The sequence below is a fragment of the Sinorhizobium sp. genome, from assembly GCF_059070375.1.
In genome coordinates, this window is record NZ_JCACWC010000003.1 from 2,057,365 (window position 1) to 2,073,810 (window position 16,446).

Sequence of the window (16,446 nt, forward strand, 5' to 3'; positions counted from 1 at the left end):
GCGCGTAAAATGGGGCTCACCCTTTTCCCTGGCAGGATTCGAGATCGTAGGCGCTGAAGCGTGGGCTCACGCCCGCGTCGACCGGCAGCCTTGGCGTGAATCGGATCGACTTCGTCTCGCCGGCGGTCAGATCGAAGGCATTGTCGGAATAGCGTCCCTCGACATCGGCCTCGATCATGACGTGCAGCGCCAGCCCGGCGGCCGTTACGGCGACATCGAAGGCCCCGTCCGGCCGAGGCGCCGTCTCGATGGTCAGTCCGGAAGGCACGAGATCGAGCGCTTTATAGGTACCGTGGACATAGTGTCCTTCGCCCGTTGCCCCGTTCGAAGCTTCGAAAGACCAGAAGAGCAGCGTGTCGGGTGGAATATCCTTCGCGGCGATGGTCACGAGCGTCGACGCGCGATCGGCCGGGCACGTCCCCGCGGCGGCGAGCAGCGGCTGCCGAGTGCCGTCGAGCGAAACCAGAAACGCCTGCAACTCGACCGTCACCGGCTCGGCCGTGTCGTTCACCATCGAGAAGGCGATTTCCCGCCCATCCGGGGAGGGAATTGCGGCAACGGCAACCGGCTGGAAGAAGCGGCGCGCCATGTAGTGCATCGCCTTCCAATGTCCGCCATAGTCGAGGCTCGACCAGGACGCGACCGGCCAGGTGTCGTTGAGCTGCCAATAGAGCGTGCCCATGCAATGGGGCTTCAGCGACCGCCAGTAGTCGACGGCCGTCCGGATCGCCAGGCCCTGCTGGATCTGGCTCAGATAGACGAAGCTCGGAAAATCCTTGGGGAACCGGAAGTAGCGGAACATGGTGCCGGCGATGCGTTCGTTGCCGCCGGCATTCTTCTGATGCGTCTCCATCACCGGCGAGGCGATGTTGAGGTCGCGCGCTTCGGCGAACTGCCGGATGACCGGCATCGAGGTGTAGGACTGGAAACCGAATTCCGAGCAGAAGCGCGGCCGCACGGTGCGGTAATTGTCGAAGGACTTGTTCTCGTGCCAGACGGACCAGTAGTGCATGTCGCCGGCCCCGTCGGCGTGCCACGCGTCGCCGAAATCGAGGTATCCGACGGAGGGGCTGGACGGCCACCAGATCGCTTCCGGGCAGGCCTGCTTCATCGACGCCTCGACCGTCCGGTTCAGGCGGTCGTAGGAGACAAGATAGCGGTCGCGATCCCTGCGGCTCTCCTCGAACCAGGTAAGCGCGCCGACAAGCTCGTTGTCGCCGCACCAGAGCGCGAGGGACGGATGGGTCGAAAGCCGCCTGACCTGATAGTCCACTTCGGCCGCAACGTTCTCCAGAAAATCCGGCGTCGACGGGTAGAGATTGCAGGCGAACATGAAGTCCTGCCAGACGAGCAGACCGAGTCGGTCGCAAAGATCGTAGAACCAGTCGGGCTCATAGAAGCCGCCGCCCCAGACGCGGATCATGTTCATGTTCGCGTCCACCGCCGAGCGGAGAAGGTCCTCGACACTTTCGGGCGTGACGCGCGACATCAGCGCATCCGCCGGTATCCAGTTGGCCCCGCGGCAGAAGATCTCCCTGCCGTTTACCCGGAAGGCGAAGCGGCTTCCCGCCTGGTCCTTGTCGGTGACGAGCTCGATCGTGCGGAAGCCGATCTGCCGCGTGACGATTTCGCCGGGCACCTCCACCTTGAGGGTCGAGAACGCCTGATCGCCGCTGCCGGCCGGCCACCAGCGCCTGGGCTCCTGCACCGTGAAGACATGGGTAAGGCGCGTTTCCCCGGCGCCGACCGCGCAATCCAGTCGTTCGCGCACGCCGTCGAGCATGAAATGGACCGGCACGATACCGGGATCGCGGGCGAAAAGCTGGACCGTCACCTGCAGATCGACGCAGCCGTCATCCAGCCACATCTGGCGCGTGGTGACATGTTCGATGCGAGCCGTTTCCAGCCGGCAGAGCGCCAGCGAGCCGTAGATCCCGAGCGGCGCGATGGCGATATTCCAGTCCCAGCCGAAATGGCATTGCGGCTTGCGCAGCATGTTGCCGTTGGCGATCGGCGAATTGCCGTCATGGTAGGGCACGTAGAAGGGTTGCGCCGCCTGCCGCCGCGCTCCCTCGGCAATTGCCGAATGGAGCACGATGCGGATGCGGTTCTCGCCGGCGACGATCGCGTCCGATACGTCGGGCCGATAACGGCGGAAGCAATTCTCGGACTGCAATACGCGCTCATCGTTGACGTAGACCGAGGCGACCGTGTCGATGCTTTCGAAGTCGAGATACCATCCCCCGTTCAGATCGTCGGCATCGATGACGACGGTGCGCTCGAGCACCCAGTCTTTCCGGGCGACCCACTGGATATCGGCCTCGTTTCGGCCGCGATAGGGATCGGCGATGATGCCGGCTCGCTGCAACGCGCTGTGCACGTCGCCCGGCAGCGCGATCGTCAGGGCGTGGCTGTTGTCGGCGGCGGCAAGCAGCCAATCGCCGGAAAGGTCGATACGGATGGAATCGCGGTTCGGGGTTTCGGAAGGCATTTCCATGATCCATTCGTGCACCGGGCGGCCTGCACCGGCGCCGTTTCATCGATACGGACCGAGTCTGGTATCCCGGTCCCCTTCTCGGCTCGTCAGAGGCGGTTTTCACTCTCGGCGTCGAAGATCGACGCCACGCCCATGTCGAAGGTAAGGCGCACGGTGCTGCCCGGCGGGTAGCGCCTCTGGCCGGCAATCCGCACCGACATGGATTGGCCGGCAAATGTCAGCCATAGGAGGTTGTCGGCCCCCATCGGTTCCTCGATGTCGACGACCGCTTGGTGCGCCGGCTCGCCGTCCCTCGCCTCATCGACCTTCACGTGCTCCGGCCGCAGACCGAGAACGACCTTCCGGCCGGGCTGCAGCCTGGTGTGCGCCGGATAGTCGGTCACGTCGAAAGCGATGCCTCCGACCCGAACGAAGCTGCGTCCGTCCTTTGCCTCTACCTCGCCCCGGAAGAAATTCATCGAGGGCGAACCGATGAAGCCGGCGACGAAGAGGTTCTCCGGGGCGTTATAGATCGTCATCGGATCGGCGAGTTGCTGGATCACGCCGCTTTTCATGACGGCGATCCGGTCGGCCAGCGTCAGCGCTTCGATCTGGTCATGGGTGACATAGATCATCGTGTTCTTCAGCGACTGATGCAGGCGCTTGATCTCCACGCGCAGTTCGGAGCGCAGCTTGGCGTCGAGGTTCGACAGCGGCTCGTCGAAAAGGAAGACGTCGACGTCGCGCACCAGCGCCCGGCCGATCGCCACACGCTGCCGCTGACCGCCGGAGAGCTCCGAGGGTTTGCGCTTGAGCAGCGGCTGGATCTGCAGGATCTCCGCGGCACGCGTCACGCGCTTGTCGATTTCGGCCGGCGGGATCTTGGCGACCTTCAAGCCGAAGGAGAGATTCTTCTCGACGGTCATTTGCGGATAGAGCGCATAGGACTGGAACACCATGCCGATGCCGCGGTCCTTCGGCTCCTCCCAGGTGACGTTGCGGTCCTTGATGAAGATCTGCCCGTCGGAGACGTCGAGCAGCCCGGCAATGCAATTGAGCAGCGTGGACTTGCCGCACCCGGATGAGCCGAGCAGGACGAGAAACTCCCCGTGATCGATGTCGAGATTGAGCCTGTCGAGCACGGTGACGGCGCCGAAATTCAACGACAGATCCCTGACAGATACGCTTGTCATGCTTGCTTATCCTTTCACTGCGCCGGCTGCGATGCCGCGGACGAACAGGCGGCCGGAGACGAAGTAGACCGTCAACGGCACGAGGCCGGTCAGGATCGTGGCCGCCATGTTGACGTTGTATTCCTTCACGCCCTGAACCGAATTGACGATGTTGTTGAGCTGAACCGTCATCGGGTAGTATTCCGGCCGGGTGAAGACCACGCCGAAAAGGAAGTCGTTCCAGATCCCGGTCACCTGGAGGATCATCGCAACCACGAAGATCGGCAGTGACATCGGCAGCATGATCTTGAAATAGATCGTCCAGAACCCGGCGCCGTCGACGCGTGCGGCCTTGAAGAGCTCCTCCGGCAGCCCGGCGAAATAGTTGCGGAAAAGCAGGGTCAGGATCGGCATGCCGAAAATCGTGTGCACGATGATGAGGCCGGTCAGCGTCCCGTAGACGCCCATTTCTCTGAGCACGATCACGATCGGATAGATCATCACCTGGTAAGGGATGAAGGCGCCGACGATAAGGATGGTGAAGAACAGATCGGCGCCCTTGAACCGCCAGTTGGCGAGCGCGTAGCCGTTCACGGAGGCGATTGCGATCGAGATGATCACGGACGGCACGGTGATGCGCACCGAATTCCAGAAGCCGCGGGAAAGCCCGTCGCAATTCAGTCCGGTGCAGGCCTCCGCCCAGGCCTTCACCCAGGGCTCGAAAGTGATCTCGAGCGGCGGAGCGAAGATGTTGCCGACGCGGATCTCGGGCATGCCCTTGAGCGAGGTCACGATCATCACGTAGAGCGGCAGAAGATAGTAGAGCGCCACGACGATCAAAGTGCCGTAGACGATGATATTGCGGCGGGAGAGCGTCCTGCGCGGCTTTCTGCCGCGAGGGCCGGCCACGAGTCCGGGAGCAGTCTCGTAAGCCGCGGCCATGCTGTTATTTGCGATGTTATCCACGCTTGCGGCCTCCTCCGAACTCCAGATATGCCCACGGCACGATGATGATCGCGACAGTCACGAGCATCATGGTGGAGGCGGCAAAGCCCTGGCCCAGGTTCTGCGCCTGGAACATGTAGTCGTAGACGTATTTGGCCGGCACTTCGGAGGCGATCCCCGGGCCGCCGCTCGTCTGCGCCACGACGAGGTCGTAGACCTTGACGATGCCGCTCGCGATGATCACCAGAGTGGTGATGAAGACGCCGCGCATCATCGGGATGATGATCAGCACATAGGTCTTCCACATCGGGATGCCGTCGACCCTCGCCGCTTTCCAGATGTCCTCGTCGATCCCTCGCAGCCCGGCGAGCATCAGGCACATGACGAGGCCCGTTCCCTGCCACAGTGCGGCGATGAGAATGCCGTATATGACGATGTTCGAGTTGTAGAGCGGGTCGAAGGAGAAGCTCGTCCATCCAAGCGACCTGACGATCGACTGGATCCCGTATTGCGGATTGAGCAGCCATTGCCAGACGAGGCCGGTGACGATGAACGACAGGGCGAACGGATAGAGCATGATCGTCCGGAACGTGTTCTCGAAACGGATCTTCTGATCCATCAGGGCGGCCAGCACGAAGCCGATCACCAGGCTGAAAATCAGCGAGAGGCAACCGAAGACCGCCAGGTTCTGGATCGAGACCAGCCAGCGGGGCGCGGCCCACAGCCGCTCGTACTGGTCGAAGCCGACAAATGCGAGCCGCGGCAGGAGCTTGGAATTGGTAAAGGAGTAGACGACCGTCCAGGCCGTACCGCCCACGAAGATGACCAAGGCCGTGAGGATCATCGGGATAGAGGCGATCTTCGCATTCAGGTTTCGCAGCCACTGGTTCGGCCGCGCCGAACCACGTGTTAGACCTGTCATGTTTCCTCCTCCGAACTGCAAAAGGTTTTCACGTAATCGGGCACCTGCGGCAATGCGCCGGCGGCTGAGGCCCGTTTGCCTCCCTCGCCCGCCACGCCTGCGCCGACAAAATCAGCGCAGGCGGCGCGTTTTCACCGTGCTCCCGGCGAGGGAAGATCAGCCCCGTCAAAGTGCGGGGCCTGGAGCGCCGCTCAATCCGCAGCCGCGATGATGTCGGCGAAACGCTTCTGCGCATCTTCCGGCGTCATGGAGTGGTTCGCGAAGAACTCGGAGAAAAGGTCCTCCTTCTGCTTCTGGCTGTCGGCCGACAGAAGCTGGTCCGTGCCCTGGATCACATTGCCCTTTGCGAGGATGTCGAGCCCCTTCTTCATGCAGTCGTTCGCAGCCGCAAGATCGACGTCCCCGCGTACCGGCAGAGAGCCTTTCTTCAGATTGAAGGCCACCTGCGTTTCCGGCTTGAGCAAGGTCGACGCCAGCACTTCCTGCGCCTTCGACTTCTCCTCGTCCTCCAGAAGCGGGAAGTAGAACGCATCGCCGCCGGTCGAGATCACCTCGTTGACGCCGAGACCCGGAAGGCAGGTGTAGTCCACGCCGGCTTTCTGACCCGCAAGCTGGAACTCGCCCTGGGCCCAGTCCCCCATGATCTGCCCGCCAGCCTTGCCGGTGATGACCATGTTGGTCGCCTGATTCCAATCCTGGACGTTGGTGCCCTTCGACATGCGGCGGGCATCGTCGGCAGCCTTGAAGACTTTGGCGATTTCAGGCCCGGCTGCCACTTCCTCGTCTTTCTGGGCGAAGACTTTCTCGAAGTTCTCCTTGCCGGCGATCGCAACCATCAGCACGTCGAAGGCGCCCGCCGCCTGCCACGGCTGGCCGCCGACGGCGAGCGGAACGATTCCGGCCTTCTCGAGCGCCGGGGCCGCAGCGACGAACTCGTCCCAATTCTTCGGAACTTCGACGCCCGCCTGCTTGAAGGCTGCATTCGAAAGCCACAGCCACTGCCAGGAATGGATGTTGACCGGCGCGCAATAGATCTTGCCTTCGATCGTGCAGGAGTCGAGCAGGCTCGAGGGCTTCACGACTTCCTTCCAATTCTCCTTGGTGGCGATGTCGGTGAGATCGCGCATCAGGCCCGCCTGCACCAGCTCTTCCGCCTGACGGCCGTGGTTGAACTGGGTGGCGGCCATTGGATCACCGCCGGTTATGCGGCTGATCATGATCGGGCGTGCGGTGCCCCCGGAGCCGGCGATCGCACCGTCGACCCACTTGTTGCCGGTCGCATCGAAAGCTTTCGCCAGCTCGGCAACCGCCGCGGCTTCACCACCCGAAGTCCACCAATGCGTGACCTCGAGATCGGTCGCGTTGGCAGCGCCGAATGGCAAGGCAGTGGCTGCGCCCAAAGCGGCAGCTAGAAAACGCAATTTCATGAGTGTCCTCCCTCACTGTAACGTTGCCGGAAAAACTTAGTTCAAAGATTTTCTCCGCGCAACACCTACAACGGGCAATTCACGACAAATGCACAAATACAATCTCAGGTAGCGATAACCTGTAGGCGGAACGCCTGTCGGGAGGCAAGAAATTCGACGGCAAATTCGTGATAATCTCCCTGATTTCGTGCGTTTTCCCAGATCTCTCATCTCGGCGTAACCTTTCATGGCTTCCCATACGCCACATCGACGCTCTCCGCAGCGCAACTCAACCTGAGGGTTACGCCCTTCGCATTGCAGCAACGAAAATGCTCGACATCGCTCCTGTATCGTTACAGATTTTGGGTTGAACTCAGGCGTAGACGGATGTGGCCAGCAGCCGTAGTTCGTATATAAGGCGGGGCGACGCGGCCTCCGGTTGAAGGGTAGCGACGAGGGCCGCGATTCAGGAGAGCGGATTGGCGTGACGGGCATGGATGGCAAGACGAAGAACAGAGCGACGACGGCGCCGCCGGTCGAAGGCGGCAGACCGACCCTTAAGACGATCGCCTTCATGACCGGGCTCGGTGTTACCACCGTCTCGCGTGCCCTGAAGGATGCTCCGGACATCGGTGCGGAAACCAAGGAGCGCGTCCGCCTGGTAGCAAAACAGATCGGTTATCAGCCCAACCGGGCGGGCGTCCGCCTCAGAACGGGCAAGACGAATGTCATCAGTCTCGTGCTGACGCTGGAGGAAGAGATCATGGGCATTACCAGCCCCATGGTCATCGGCATCACCGAAATTCTCGCCGGCACGCAATACCACCTGGTCGTGACGCCTTACAGTTCGGCCAAGGATCCGCTCGGCCCGATCCGCTACATTCTCGATACCGGCGCGGCGGACGGGGTGATCATTTCGCGGACCGAGCCCAACGATCCGCGGGTAACGCTTCTAACCGAGCGCCACCTGCCCTTCGCCACCCATGGGCGAACCAAAATGGGGCTGATCCATCCCTATCACGACTTCGACAATGAACGCTTCGCCTACGAGGCGGTCCGCAAGCTCGTCGACCGCGGCAGGCGGCGGCTGGTGCTCCTGGAACCGCCGCCGAATCTGACCTTCCATTCGCACATGCGCACCGGCTTCGAGCGGGGCCTGAAAGACTTCGGCGCGGAAGCGGTAAGCTTTCACCAGGTCAACATCGACCACAGCCTGGTTGCCATCCGTGATGCGTTCGAGAAGCTGATGCGCTCCCCCGATGCCCCCGACGGCGTGGTGTCCGGCAGCGGTTCCGGCGCGATCGCGTTGATTGCCGGGATCGAAGCGGCAGGCAAGAAGGTCGGGGAGGACGCCGAAATGGTGTCGAAAGTGCCGAGCGACTTCCTGCGCTGGCTGCGCCCGGAAGTCATGACGATGTATGAGGACATCCGCATTGCCGGGCGCGAGCTCGCAAAGGCTGTGATCGGCCATATCGAAGGCCACCCCCCAGATACGCTTCAGAGCCTCAGCCAGCCGGAATTCCAGCCGCCGATGGCGAGGTCGGCGGTATCATAGATCTGCCGTGCCTGTTGCAGCCGCCGCTGATTCCTGGGCCTGCCACAGGGAGCCGACCCGCCGAAAACCTCGCTCCAGGGAGAACGCTTCCGCGCCGACGCAGCAGGGCTCAAATCCTCGCGGCCGGCCAGTACTTGTCATCGGTAAAATCGCTTGGGACGGGATTGAGCTGCTCGAGCTTTCCGGCGACGAAATCGATCTGCATCTTCAGGTACCGGATTGGCCCCGGGATAGGCGCGCCCGTTGCCAGACTCCGCACCCGCCACTGCTCATAACCGGCCGCCTTTATGCGTCTCTCCGCCTCGTCGCGGATGGTCATCGATCCGGCGGCCGTGACCTCCGCCGCCTTGCCCCCTTCGATCACTGTGAATTTCATGCCTGCCTTCTCGAATGGCTCCCTTATTGAGATCTTAGACGCCGGAGCTTGCCTGGACTTGTCGCCGGATCGCGATGATTTAAGGTCGGTTCGACCCAAAATCACGACCGTGATCGATTCATGACAAGTTGAGACGCTGGATGCCGGCGGAAAACCGCACACACTTTTCCTCGCCCCGCTTTAGAGGGGCGGCCATCCACCCCTCTAAACTCATGCGAATTCAAGCGTTCAGGCCGCTGCCCCACGGACCGTGATGGCTGTCTGCGCCATCGATACGGTCGAAACCGTGGGCGCCGAAGAAGTCGCGCTGCGCCTGGATGACATTGGCCGTGCCGCGGCCGCGGCGGTAGCTGTCGAAATAGCCGAGCGCCGAGGCCAGCGCAGGCACCGGAAGACCTCCGAGGACGGCCGTCGAAACCACCCGTCGCAATGCACCATCGCTCTCCTTGACCATGGCAGCGAAAGCCGGGGTGACGATCAGGTTCGCCGCATCCGGTGCCTTGGTGAAGGCGGTGGTGATCTCGTCGAGGAACTGAGAGCGGATGATGCAGCCGGCGCGCCAGATCTTTGCGATCGTGGGCATCGGCAGGTTCCAGCCGAACTCCTTCGAGGCCGCTGCCATCACTGCGAAGCCTTGCGCATAGGCGCCGATCTTGGCGGCGAGCAGCGCGTTTTCCAGGTCCTTGATGAAAGCGTCCCTGTCGGCCACCTTGATTTCGCCGACCGGCGGCAGACCGAGAACCTTCTCGGCGGCTTCCCGCTCTTCCTTCGCCGAGGAGATGCTGCGGGCTGCGACCGCCGCTTCGATTGCGGTCGCCGGCACGCCCATGTTCTGCGCCTCGATCACCGACCACTTGCCGGTGCCCTTCTGACCGGCCTTGTCGAGGATCATATCGACGATGGGATTGCCGGTCAGCGGATCGGCGGCCTTCAGGACCTTCTCGGTGATTTCGATCAGGTAGGAGTTGAGCCGGCCCTTGTTCCAGGCACCGAAGACCTCGCCGATCTCCTGTGCCGTCATCTTCAATCCGTCACGCAGGATGCCGTAAATCTCGGCGATCATCTGCATATCGGCATATTCGATGCCGTTGTGGATCGTCTTGACGAAGTGCCCCGCCCCGTTCTCGCCGAGCCAGGCGACGCAGGGGTCGCTATCGTATTTCGCAGCGATCGAGGTCAGAACTTTCTCGACGCGACGATAGGATTCTTCCGTGCCGCCGACCATGATCGAGGGCCCATGACGGGCGCCTTCCTCGCCACCGGAGACACCCATGCCGATGAAGGTGAGGCCCGAATCCTTCAGGCCCTCGAAACGGCGCATCGTGTCGCGGAAATTGGCGTTGCCCGCATCGATCATGATGTCGCCCTTGGCGAGATGGGGTTTCAGGGCCTCCATCTGCTGGTCGACCGGATCGCCGGCCTTGATCATGATGATGATCGGACGCGGCGGGCGGATGGCGGCGACGAATTCTTCGATCGTTTCGCAGGGAACGATCTGGTCCTTCAGCGCGCCGGCCTCAGCATAGAATTTGCGCGTCGCGTCGACCGTGCGGTTGAAAACGGCGATCCTGTTGCCTTTTTCAGCGATGTTGAGGGCCAGGTTCGAGCCCATGACTCCGAGACCGATTAGGCCGATTTCCGCCTGTGACACGTGATTGCCTCCATTGGACAGGGAGAGCCGGCCACGGCGCGCAATCGCGCGCGTGCCGGCCCTTCGAATTGATCTGCGCGTGTCTGTCACCCCCAGAAAATCAGGGACCGACGGCACGCGGCGGCGGAGGCTGTTTTGGCATTCAAATCGATTTACGACAAGCCGTTCCTGACAAAATCAAACCTTTTCCGGCCCCTGTTCGACGCCGTGAACACGCGCCGGAAGGCACCCTCTACATCCTCATTCTACATGCGTCCGAAGCGAATCCACGGGATATATCGCCTCCTGCCCCGTGTTCTGCCCGATCCGGCCCCGTAGAGCCTTGATCTAAGTCGAGTTTGCGCCCTAATGCCGCAGAACACGTCCGAGTCCCCGCGCGACGGGAATGGGGCCGGCGCAACCTCCAATGCAATAGGAGCGAGGACCGTATGGAAACGATCATCGGCTTTCTGAACACGATCTTCTGGGGCTATGTGCTCATTTATGGTCTGCTTGCGGTCGGCCTCTTTTTCACGGTCCGGCTCGGTTTTCCCCAAATCGTTCATTTCGCCGAAATGTTCCGGGTGCTAAGCCGCGGCGGCAGCAAGGATGCGGCCGGAATCAGCCCCTTCCAGGCGCTTATGGTCAGCCTCGCCTCACGTGTCGGAACCGGTAACCTCGCCGGCGTTGCGGTCGCTCTCTATCTCGGCGGACCGGGCGCGACCTTCTGGATGTGGATCGTGGCGTTCGTCGGCATGGCAACCGCCTATGCCGAGAGCGCGCTGGCTCAGCTGTACAAGATACGCAACGAGGACGGGCAATACCGCGGCGGGCCGGCTTTCTACATCGCTCGCGGCCTCAATGCGCCCTGGGCGGCCACGATCTTCTCGGCCTGCCTCATCCTCTCCTTCGGTCTCGTGTTCAACGCCGTTCAGGCAAACTCGATCGCCGATGCGGTCGAGGGCGCCTTCGGCGTGCCCAAACTCGCGGTGGGCGTGGCCGTTGCGCTACTCTCCGGCGTGGTGATCTTCGGCGGCATCCGCCAGATTGCCCGCGTCGCCGAGATTGTCGTCCCCTTCATGGCCGCGGCATATCTGCTCACGGCTGTCTACGTGCTGATCGCAAATGCCTCGGCGGTGCCGGGCGTACTCTGGACGATCATTTCGAGCGCCTTCGGCTTTCAGGAAGCGGCCGGCGGCATCACCGGCGGGATTGCTGCGGCGATGCTCAACGGCGTCAAACGCGGCCTCTTCTCGAACGAGGCAGGCATGGGTTCGGCCCCGAATATCGCAGCCGTGGCGACGCCTGTACCGCACCATCCCTCGTCGCAGGGCTTCGTGCAGTCCCTGGGCGTTTTCATCGACACGATACTGATCTGCACCGCGACATCGGTGATGATCCTGCTTTCGGGCACGCTGGAACCCGGCTCCGGCGTCACCGGGACACAGCTCACACAGGCGGCGATGAGCACGCATATCGGCTCGGCCGGGACCTATTTCATCGCCATCGCGATCTTCTTCTTCGCTTTCACCTCGATCATCGGCAACTATTCCTACGCCGAAAACGCGCTGACCTATCTCGGCGGGGGCAACCGACTCGGGCTTATGATCATGCGTTGCGCCACGCTGGCGATGGTCGTCTGGGGAGCCTACGAAAGTATCAGCACCGTTTTCGACGCGGCCGACGCCTCCATGGGACTGATGGCGACGATCAATCTCGTCGCGATCCTGCTCCTTTCGGGGACCATCGCAAAGCTGACGAAAGATTATTTCGAACAGCGCAAAGCGGGCGCCGTCCCGGTTTTCCACGCGGCCGATTATCCGGAGCTGCAGGGAAAGATCGATGGCGAGATCTGGTCGCGCGATTAGCGACAGGGCGGGACCGCCGAGGCATTCCTTGCCTCGGTGAGAGGGCATTGACCGCGCGGGTTCGCCGGCGCAAAAAAGGGCAATGGGAACGTCCTGCCCGGCATACCACAAAGACGCTGGCGCCGCCGACCGGCTCCAGCGGGAGGTTGCGGCCGGCTGTCCAGGCGTCGATAGGCCGAGGCTCTGCCCTCCCGCGCTCGCCCAGACGAGCGGAATCTACCGCGAGCAGTCGCCCCCTGCGGCGCTCGCCTCCTACTTCAAATGCCTCTGGCTGCACCGCATGCCCGACGGCGCCCCCTCGACCATCGCCGTCGTCCCGGACGGTTGCAGCGACATCATCTGGTCGTCGAATGGGCTGGCCATCGTCGGTCCCGACAGGGTCGCCGCCTTTCCGAAGCTTCCTGCCGGCGAAACCATCATCGGCGCTCGGTTCCGGATCGGCGCGGCGGCGCCGTGGTTACGCACGCCGCTCCGCGAAATCACCGGCCAAACGGTGCCGCTCCATCTCGTCTGGGGTCCGGCTGCGAACGAAATCGAGGCGCGGATGCGCGAAGCAGCGAGCACGCCGGAGCGGCTCGGCGTTCTTGCTGCGGCTCTGCTTGGACGCCTATCCGCCGGCGCCGAGCCTCCGCCGCCGGACATTGCGGCTTGCGTCGCCCATCTTCAGGTCGACCGGCTGACCTTAGACGATCCCGTCCGGACCCTTGTCCGTGAGATCGGTACCAGCGAGCGGACATTTCGCCGTCTGTGCCACGAGCATCTCGGCTACGGCGCAAAGACCCTCGACCGCATTCTGCGCCTGCAGCGCTTCCTGGCCGCCTGCCGCGCGCGGCCCGGGGACACGCTGGCAAACATTGCTGCCGATGCCGGCTATGCCGATCAGGCCCATCTTGCCCGGGAGGTAAGAGGGCTCACATCTTTCACGCCGCGCGAAATCCAGCGACAGTTGGCCGCGCGCTTCGGCCTTGGCCGGGTTGAGAATTCCCACATAACAGACTGACTCAAAAGACTTTAGGTGCATGGGCCCGTCGGCGGCAAGGTTGGCCGTTTCGTTCAAGACCGTTGCCCGGAGCAATGCTATAAATTCCAGGACGGAGGAACGCATGGCGACGATGACGGCCCGGATTATCCACACCTCGATCGAGCGCGACTGGCGCGAGGTCTATGCCTTCATGGCAGACCACGAGAAGATGCCGCTCTGGGCGACCGGTCTCTCCTCCGGGCTCACGCGCGACGGCGACGAGTGGATCGCACCCGGGCCTCTCGGCAATGCCCGCGTCCGCTTCGTCGCCGACAACGAATTCGGTGTGGTCGACCACCTCGTGACACTCGATAACGGCGCGCGCGTCCACAATGCGCTTCGCGTCGTGCCGAACGGCGACGGCGCGGAAGTCATGTTCACCCTGCTCAGGCAGCCCGGCATGACCGATGCGCAATTCGCCGATGACGCGACCTGGGTCGAAAAGGATCTTGCCGCGCTCAAATCCATCCTGGAAACCGGTAATCACAAGCAGGAAGGCGGCAAAGCCAATGGCCAGCAAAGGTAACGACAAACGCATCGACTATGTCGAGTTCACTGTGACGGATATCGCCGCGAGCAAGGCCTTCTACGGCAGCGCCTTCGGCTGGACCTTCACGGATTACGGCCCGGAATATTGCGAGTTCGCCGACGGGCGGTTGACGGGCGGTTTCACCACACTTGGTCCGGTTCGCAGCGGCGGTCCGCTCGTCATCATCTATGCCGACCAGATCGAGGACGCTCAGCGACGGGTCGAAGCCGCGGGCGGCAAGATCCTGAAGCCTATCTTCACCTTCCCGGGCGGCCGGCGGTTCCATTTTGCCGACCCCGATGGCTATGAGCTGGCGGTGTGGTCGGCGCAGTAGCCGTAAGCCTGTTCATTCGCCGAAGCGGATGAACAGCGCGCCGACGAGCCCGAAGACGACGATGCACTGCAGGATGAACATCGGCCATTCCTGTGCCATCTCGTTTCCTCCTTCGGCTGACGCCGTCACGGTTCTCTTCGCGCATGCCCGGCGCACTCGAGACAATCCCTAAATCGGCACCGATTTAAGGAGGCGGCAGCTTCCGAGGGGAAAGATGTCCGTCAGAGACCGGCTCAAATCGTCCGCTTGATGTGCCAGCGGTCATGATACCAGAGCCACTGGCCCGGATATTCGCGAACCCAGCTCTCGACCTTGTCGTTCAACATCTGCGCCGTTGCCGTGACATCGACGCTGCCGTCGGCCCTGCGGGGGATTTCGACCGCCGGCTCGAGCTCCAGCCGGAAGCGGTTGCCGGGCAGGCGAATGCAACGGGCCGGATAGACCTCGCAATTGAACTGGCGGACGAGCTTGGCAAGTAGCGGGTTCGTCTGCACGGGCTGCCCGAAGAACCTCGTCTTCAGGCCCTTGCGGAACTTCTGGTCGACGAGCACGCCGACTCCGCCGCCGCGTTCGAGCTGCCTGGCAAGGGCGAAGGAGGAGCCGGCATGCGACGGCACGAGGTTGCCCATGCGCTCCTTGCGGAATTCGAATACCCGATCGGCGAGATAGGGATTGTTCGGCGGCCGGAAGAGCACCGTCACGTCGAGGCCGAAAGCCGAGCCGGCAACCGGCAGCATTTCGAAATTGCCGCTATGGGCCGTGAAGACGATGAACGGCCGCGGATTGTCTCGCAGCTCCAGGAAGAGAGGGATGCCCGAAACCTCCACCCTGCCCGGCTCCGCGCGCGCCGGATCGAAGTCGAAGAGCTGATCGAGGAACACGTATTCGGCGGCGAGCCGCCCCATATTACCCCAGCTTTCGAGCGCGATCGCCGCGATCTCGGCATCGCTCTTCTCGGGAAAGGCATTGCGCAGATTGATCAGCGTCAGCTTATGACGACCGGTCTTCGGTCCGATCCAGCGGGCAACGCGATCCATGAAGTTGATCGCCATGTCCGGGGGGAAAAGCTTCAGTATCGTGAGAAGCAGCAGGACGAACTGCGCGATCGACCATTGACGGAAACGATCCGCAGCAAGCACCAGCCGTGTGATCAGCATCCGCACGAAGATCAATCCATCCGCAACACGATCTTGCCGAAGATCTGGCGCGACTCCATACGCTCCAGCGCACGGTCGATATCGTTGAGCCCCACCTCGGTATCGATCACCGGGTGAACGAGCCCGCGCCCCATCTTCTGCATGGCGTTCGCCATGTTCTCCATGCGGCAGCCGAAGGAGCCGAGCAGTTTCAGCTGCTGTTGAAACAGCATCATCAGGTTCATGTCGGTCGAAACGCCGGAGGTCGAGCCGCAGGTCACGAGGCGCCCGCCACGCTTCATCGACAGCATCGAGCCCGCCCAGGTATCCTTGCCGACATGTTCGAAGACGACATCGACGCCCTTTTTCTTCGTCAGCTTCCGCACGACGCCTTCGAAACGATCGGTCCGGTAATTGATGACGTGGTCGGCACCGAGAGCCTTCGCCCTGTCGATCTTGTCGTCCGATCCGACTGTGGTGATGACCGTGCAGCCGATCTTCTTGGCGAGCTGGATCGCGGCCGTGCCGATACCGGATCCGCCCGCATGGACGAGGATCGTCTCGCCGGGTTCGAGCCTGGCGTTGTCGAACAGCATGTGCTCGACGGTACCGAAGGTGACCGGCGCCAGCGCCGCACCGATTTCATCGACACCCGGGGGTGCAGGCACCAACAGGCGCGCCGGAAGGTTGACCTTCTCCTGCGCGAAGCCGTCCAGATGGAAGCCATGGACGCCTCCGACATGTTCGCAGAGATTGTCGCGCCCCTCGCGGCACGGGCGGCAGAGGCCGCAGGTACGCGCACCGTAGATCGAGACGAGCTGGCCGGGGAGCACATTGGCGACGCCCGGACCGATGCTCTCCACCACGCCGGAGGCTTCCGCGCCGATGACGAGCGGCATCTTGCGCTTGGCGAAAGCCATGCCGCGCCAGCCCCAGACGTCGATATGATTGAGCGCGACCGCCTTGACCCGCAGCGTCACCTCGCCAGGACCGGGCGCCTCCGGCTCCGGCAGATCGGTGATTTCAAGCTTGCGGTCATCGAGCAATTGCAGGGCGCGCATGGTTTTTCCTTTGCG

14 protein-coding genes are annotated in these 16,446 nt (G+C 62.7%); 5 read left to right on the plus strand and 9 right to left on the minus strand.

What is annotated here, in order from left to right; translation table 11 throughout:
- Positions 1 to 16: 16 nt before the first annotated feature.
- The 5 genes from AC5J09_RS21995 to AC5J09_RS22015 form a co-directional block, all read right to left on the minus strand.
- A complete protein-coding gene (locus AC5J09_RS21995; protein ID WP_494298480.1) occupies positions 17 to 2,491 on the minus strand; it encodes a beta-mannosidase in 2,475 nt (824 codons plus the stop codon).
- A 92-nt stretch (positions 2,492 to 2,583) separates the two neighbouring features.
- Positions 2,584 to 3,669: an ABC transporter ATP-binding protein gene (locus AC5J09_RS22000; RefSeq protein WP_018095222.1), complete on the minus strand. Its 1,086-nt coding sequence runs from the start codon at positions 3,667 to 3,669 to the stop codon at positions 2,584 to 2,586.
- Positions 3,670 to 3,675: 6 nt separating this feature from the next.
- Positions 3,676 to 4,614 carry a carbohydrate ABC transporter permease gene (locus tag AC5J09_RS22005; protein WP_100673724.1) on the minus strand — a complete coding sequence of 313 codons (939 nt, stop codon included), beginning with the start codon at positions 4,612 to 4,614 and terminating at the stop codon, positions 3,676 to 3,678.
- The gene (locus AC5J09_RS22010; RefSeq protein WP_100673725.1) at positions 4,607 to 5,515 is read right to left on the minus strand and encodes a carbohydrate ABC transporter permease; all 909 of its coding nucleotides are present in this window, start codon (positions 5,513 to 5,515) and stop codon (positions 4,607 to 4,609) included. The genes AC5J09_RS22005 and AC5J09_RS22010 overlap by 8 nt, the downstream gene beginning before the upstream one ends.
- Before the next feature lie 191 nt (positions 5,516 to 5,706).
- Entirely contained in the window at positions 5,707 to 6,942 is a 1,236-nt protein-coding gene (locus AC5J09_RS22015) for an ABC transporter substrate-binding protein (RefSeq protein WP_018095225.1), read from the minus strand.
- Between the two features lie 472 nt (positions 6,943 to 7,414).
- Here AC5J09_RS22015 and AC5J09_RS22020 point away from each other — a divergent pair, with 472 nt between their 5' ends.
- Positions 7,415 to 8,476 (plus strand): LacI family transcriptional regulator, encoded by a 1,062-nt coding sequence (locus AC5J09_RS22020; protein WP_275598105.1) that lies wholly within the window; start codon positions 7,415 to 7,417, stop codon positions 8,474 to 8,476.
- 109 nt (positions 8,477 to 8,585) lie between these two features.
- Here the strand turns inward: AC5J09_RS22020 and AC5J09_RS22025 are convergent, their stop codons facing one another.
- Positions 8,586 to 8,852, minus strand: a complete 267-nt coding sequence (locus AC5J09_RS22025) for a hypothetical protein (RefSeq protein WP_275597780.1) — start codon at positions 8,850 to 8,852, stop codon at positions 8,586 to 8,588.
- 220 nt (positions 8,853 to 9,072) lie between these two features.
- Positions 9,073 to 10,503: an NADP-dependent phosphogluconate dehydrogenase gene (gene gnd, locus AC5J09_RS22030; protein WP_275597779.1), complete on the minus strand. Its 1,431-nt coding sequence runs from the start codon at positions 10,501 to 10,503 to the stop codon at positions 9,073 to 9,075.
- 428 nt (positions 10,504 to 10,931) lie between these two features.
- On the opposite strand from gnd, the gene AC5J09_RS22035 reads away from it, so the two are divergent.
- The 4 genes from AC5J09_RS22035 (at position 10,932) to AC5J09_RS22050 (ending at position 14,234) form a co-directional block, all read left to right on the plus strand.
- The gene (locus AC5J09_RS22035) at positions 10,932 to 12,350 is read left to right on the plus strand and encodes an alanine/glycine:cation symporter family protein (protein WP_494298481.1); all 1,419 of its coding nucleotides are present in this window, start codon (positions 10,932 to 10,934) and stop codon (positions 12,348 to 12,350) included.
- 82 nt (positions 12,351 to 12,432) lie between these two features.
- Entirely contained in the window at positions 12,433 to 13,350 is a 918-nt protein-coding gene (locus AC5J09_RS22040) for a DUF6597 domain-containing transcriptional factor (RefSeq protein ID WP_494298482.1), read from the plus strand.
- Positions 13,351 to 13,453: 103 nt separating this feature from the next.
- The gene (locus AC5J09_RS22045) at positions 13,454 to 13,897 is read left to right on the plus strand and encodes an SRPBCC family protein (protein WP_494298483.1); all 444 of its coding nucleotides are present in this window, start codon (positions 13,454 to 13,456) and stop codon (positions 13,895 to 13,897) included.
- Positions 13,881 to 14,234 carry a VOC family protein gene (locus AC5J09_RS22050; protein ID WP_494298484.1) on the plus strand — a complete coding sequence of 118 codons (354 nt, stop codon included), beginning with the start codon at positions 13,881 to 13,883 and terminating at the stop codon, positions 14,232 to 14,234. The genes AC5J09_RS22045 and AC5J09_RS22050 overlap by 17 nt, the downstream gene beginning before the upstream one ends.
- 233 nt (positions 14,235 to 14,467) lie before the next feature.
- Here AC5J09_RS22050 and AC5J09_RS22055 read toward each other — a convergent pair whose 3' ends face one another.
- Complete coding sequence (locus AC5J09_RS22055; protein WP_494298932.1) at positions 14,468 to 15,391, minus strand: lipid A biosynthesis lauroyl acyltransferase; 924 nt, start codon at positions 15,389 to 15,391, stop codon at positions 14,468 to 14,470.
- Between the two features lie 11 nt (positions 15,392 to 15,402).
- The gene (locus tag AC5J09_RS22060; protein ID WP_018095235.1) at positions 15,403 to 16,431 is read right to left on the minus strand and encodes a zinc-binding dehydrogenase; all 1,029 of its coding nucleotides are present in this window, start codon (positions 16,429 to 16,431) and stop codon (positions 15,403 to 15,405) included.
- Positions 16,432 to 16,446 lie beyond the last annotated feature (15 nt).

Bases quoted from the DNA above. Each gene is read 5' to 3' on its own strand.
- AC5J09_RS21995 (WP_494298480.1), bottom strand. From the start codon at position 2,491: ATGCCTTCCGAAACCCCGAACCGCGATTCCATCCGTATCGACCTTTCC.
- AC5J09_RS22000 (WP_018095222.1), bottom strand. From the start codon at position 3,669: ATGACAAGCGTATCTGTCAGGGATCTGTCGTTGAATTTCGGCGCCGTC.
- AC5J09_RS22010 (WP_100673725.1), bottom strand. From the start codon at position 5,515: ATGACAGGTCTAACACGTGGTTCGGCGCGGCCGAACCAGTGGCTGCGA.
- AC5J09_RS22015 (WP_018095225.1), bottom strand. From the start codon at position 6,942: ATGAAATTGCGTTTTCTAGCTGCCGCTTTGGGCGCAGCCACTGCCTTG.
- AC5J09_RS22020 (WP_275598105.1), top strand. From the start codon at position 7,415: ATGGATGGCAAGACGAAGAACAGAGCGACGACGGCGCCGCCGGTCGAA.
- AC5J09_RS22025 (WP_275597780.1), bottom strand. From the start codon at position 8,852: ATGAAATTCACAGTGATCGAAGGGGGCAAGGCGGCGGAGGTCACGGCC.
- AC5J09_RS22035 (WP_494298481.1), top strand. From the start codon at position 10,932: ATGGAAACGATCATCGGCTTTCTGAACACGATCTTCTGGGGCTATGTG.
- AC5J09_RS22040 (WP_494298482.1), top strand. From the start codon at position 12,433: ATGGGAACGTCCTGCCCGGCATACCACAAAGACGCTGGCGCCGCCGAC.
- AC5J09_RS22045 (WP_494298483.1), top strand. From the start codon at position 13,454: ATGGCGACGATGACGGCCCGGATTATCCACACCTCGATCGAGCGCGAC.
- AC5J09_RS22050 (WP_494298484.1), top strand. From the start codon at position 13,881: ATGGCCAGCAAAGGTAACGACAAACGCATCGACTATGTCGAGTTCACT.
- AC5J09_RS22055 (WP_494298932.1), bottom strand. From the start codon at position 15,391: ATGCTGATCACACGGCTGGTGCTTGCTGCGGATCGTTTCCGTCAATGG.
- AC5J09_RS22060 (WP_018095235.1), bottom strand. From the start codon at position 16,431: ATGCGCGCCCTGCAATTGCTCGATGACCGCAAGCTTGAAATCACCGAT.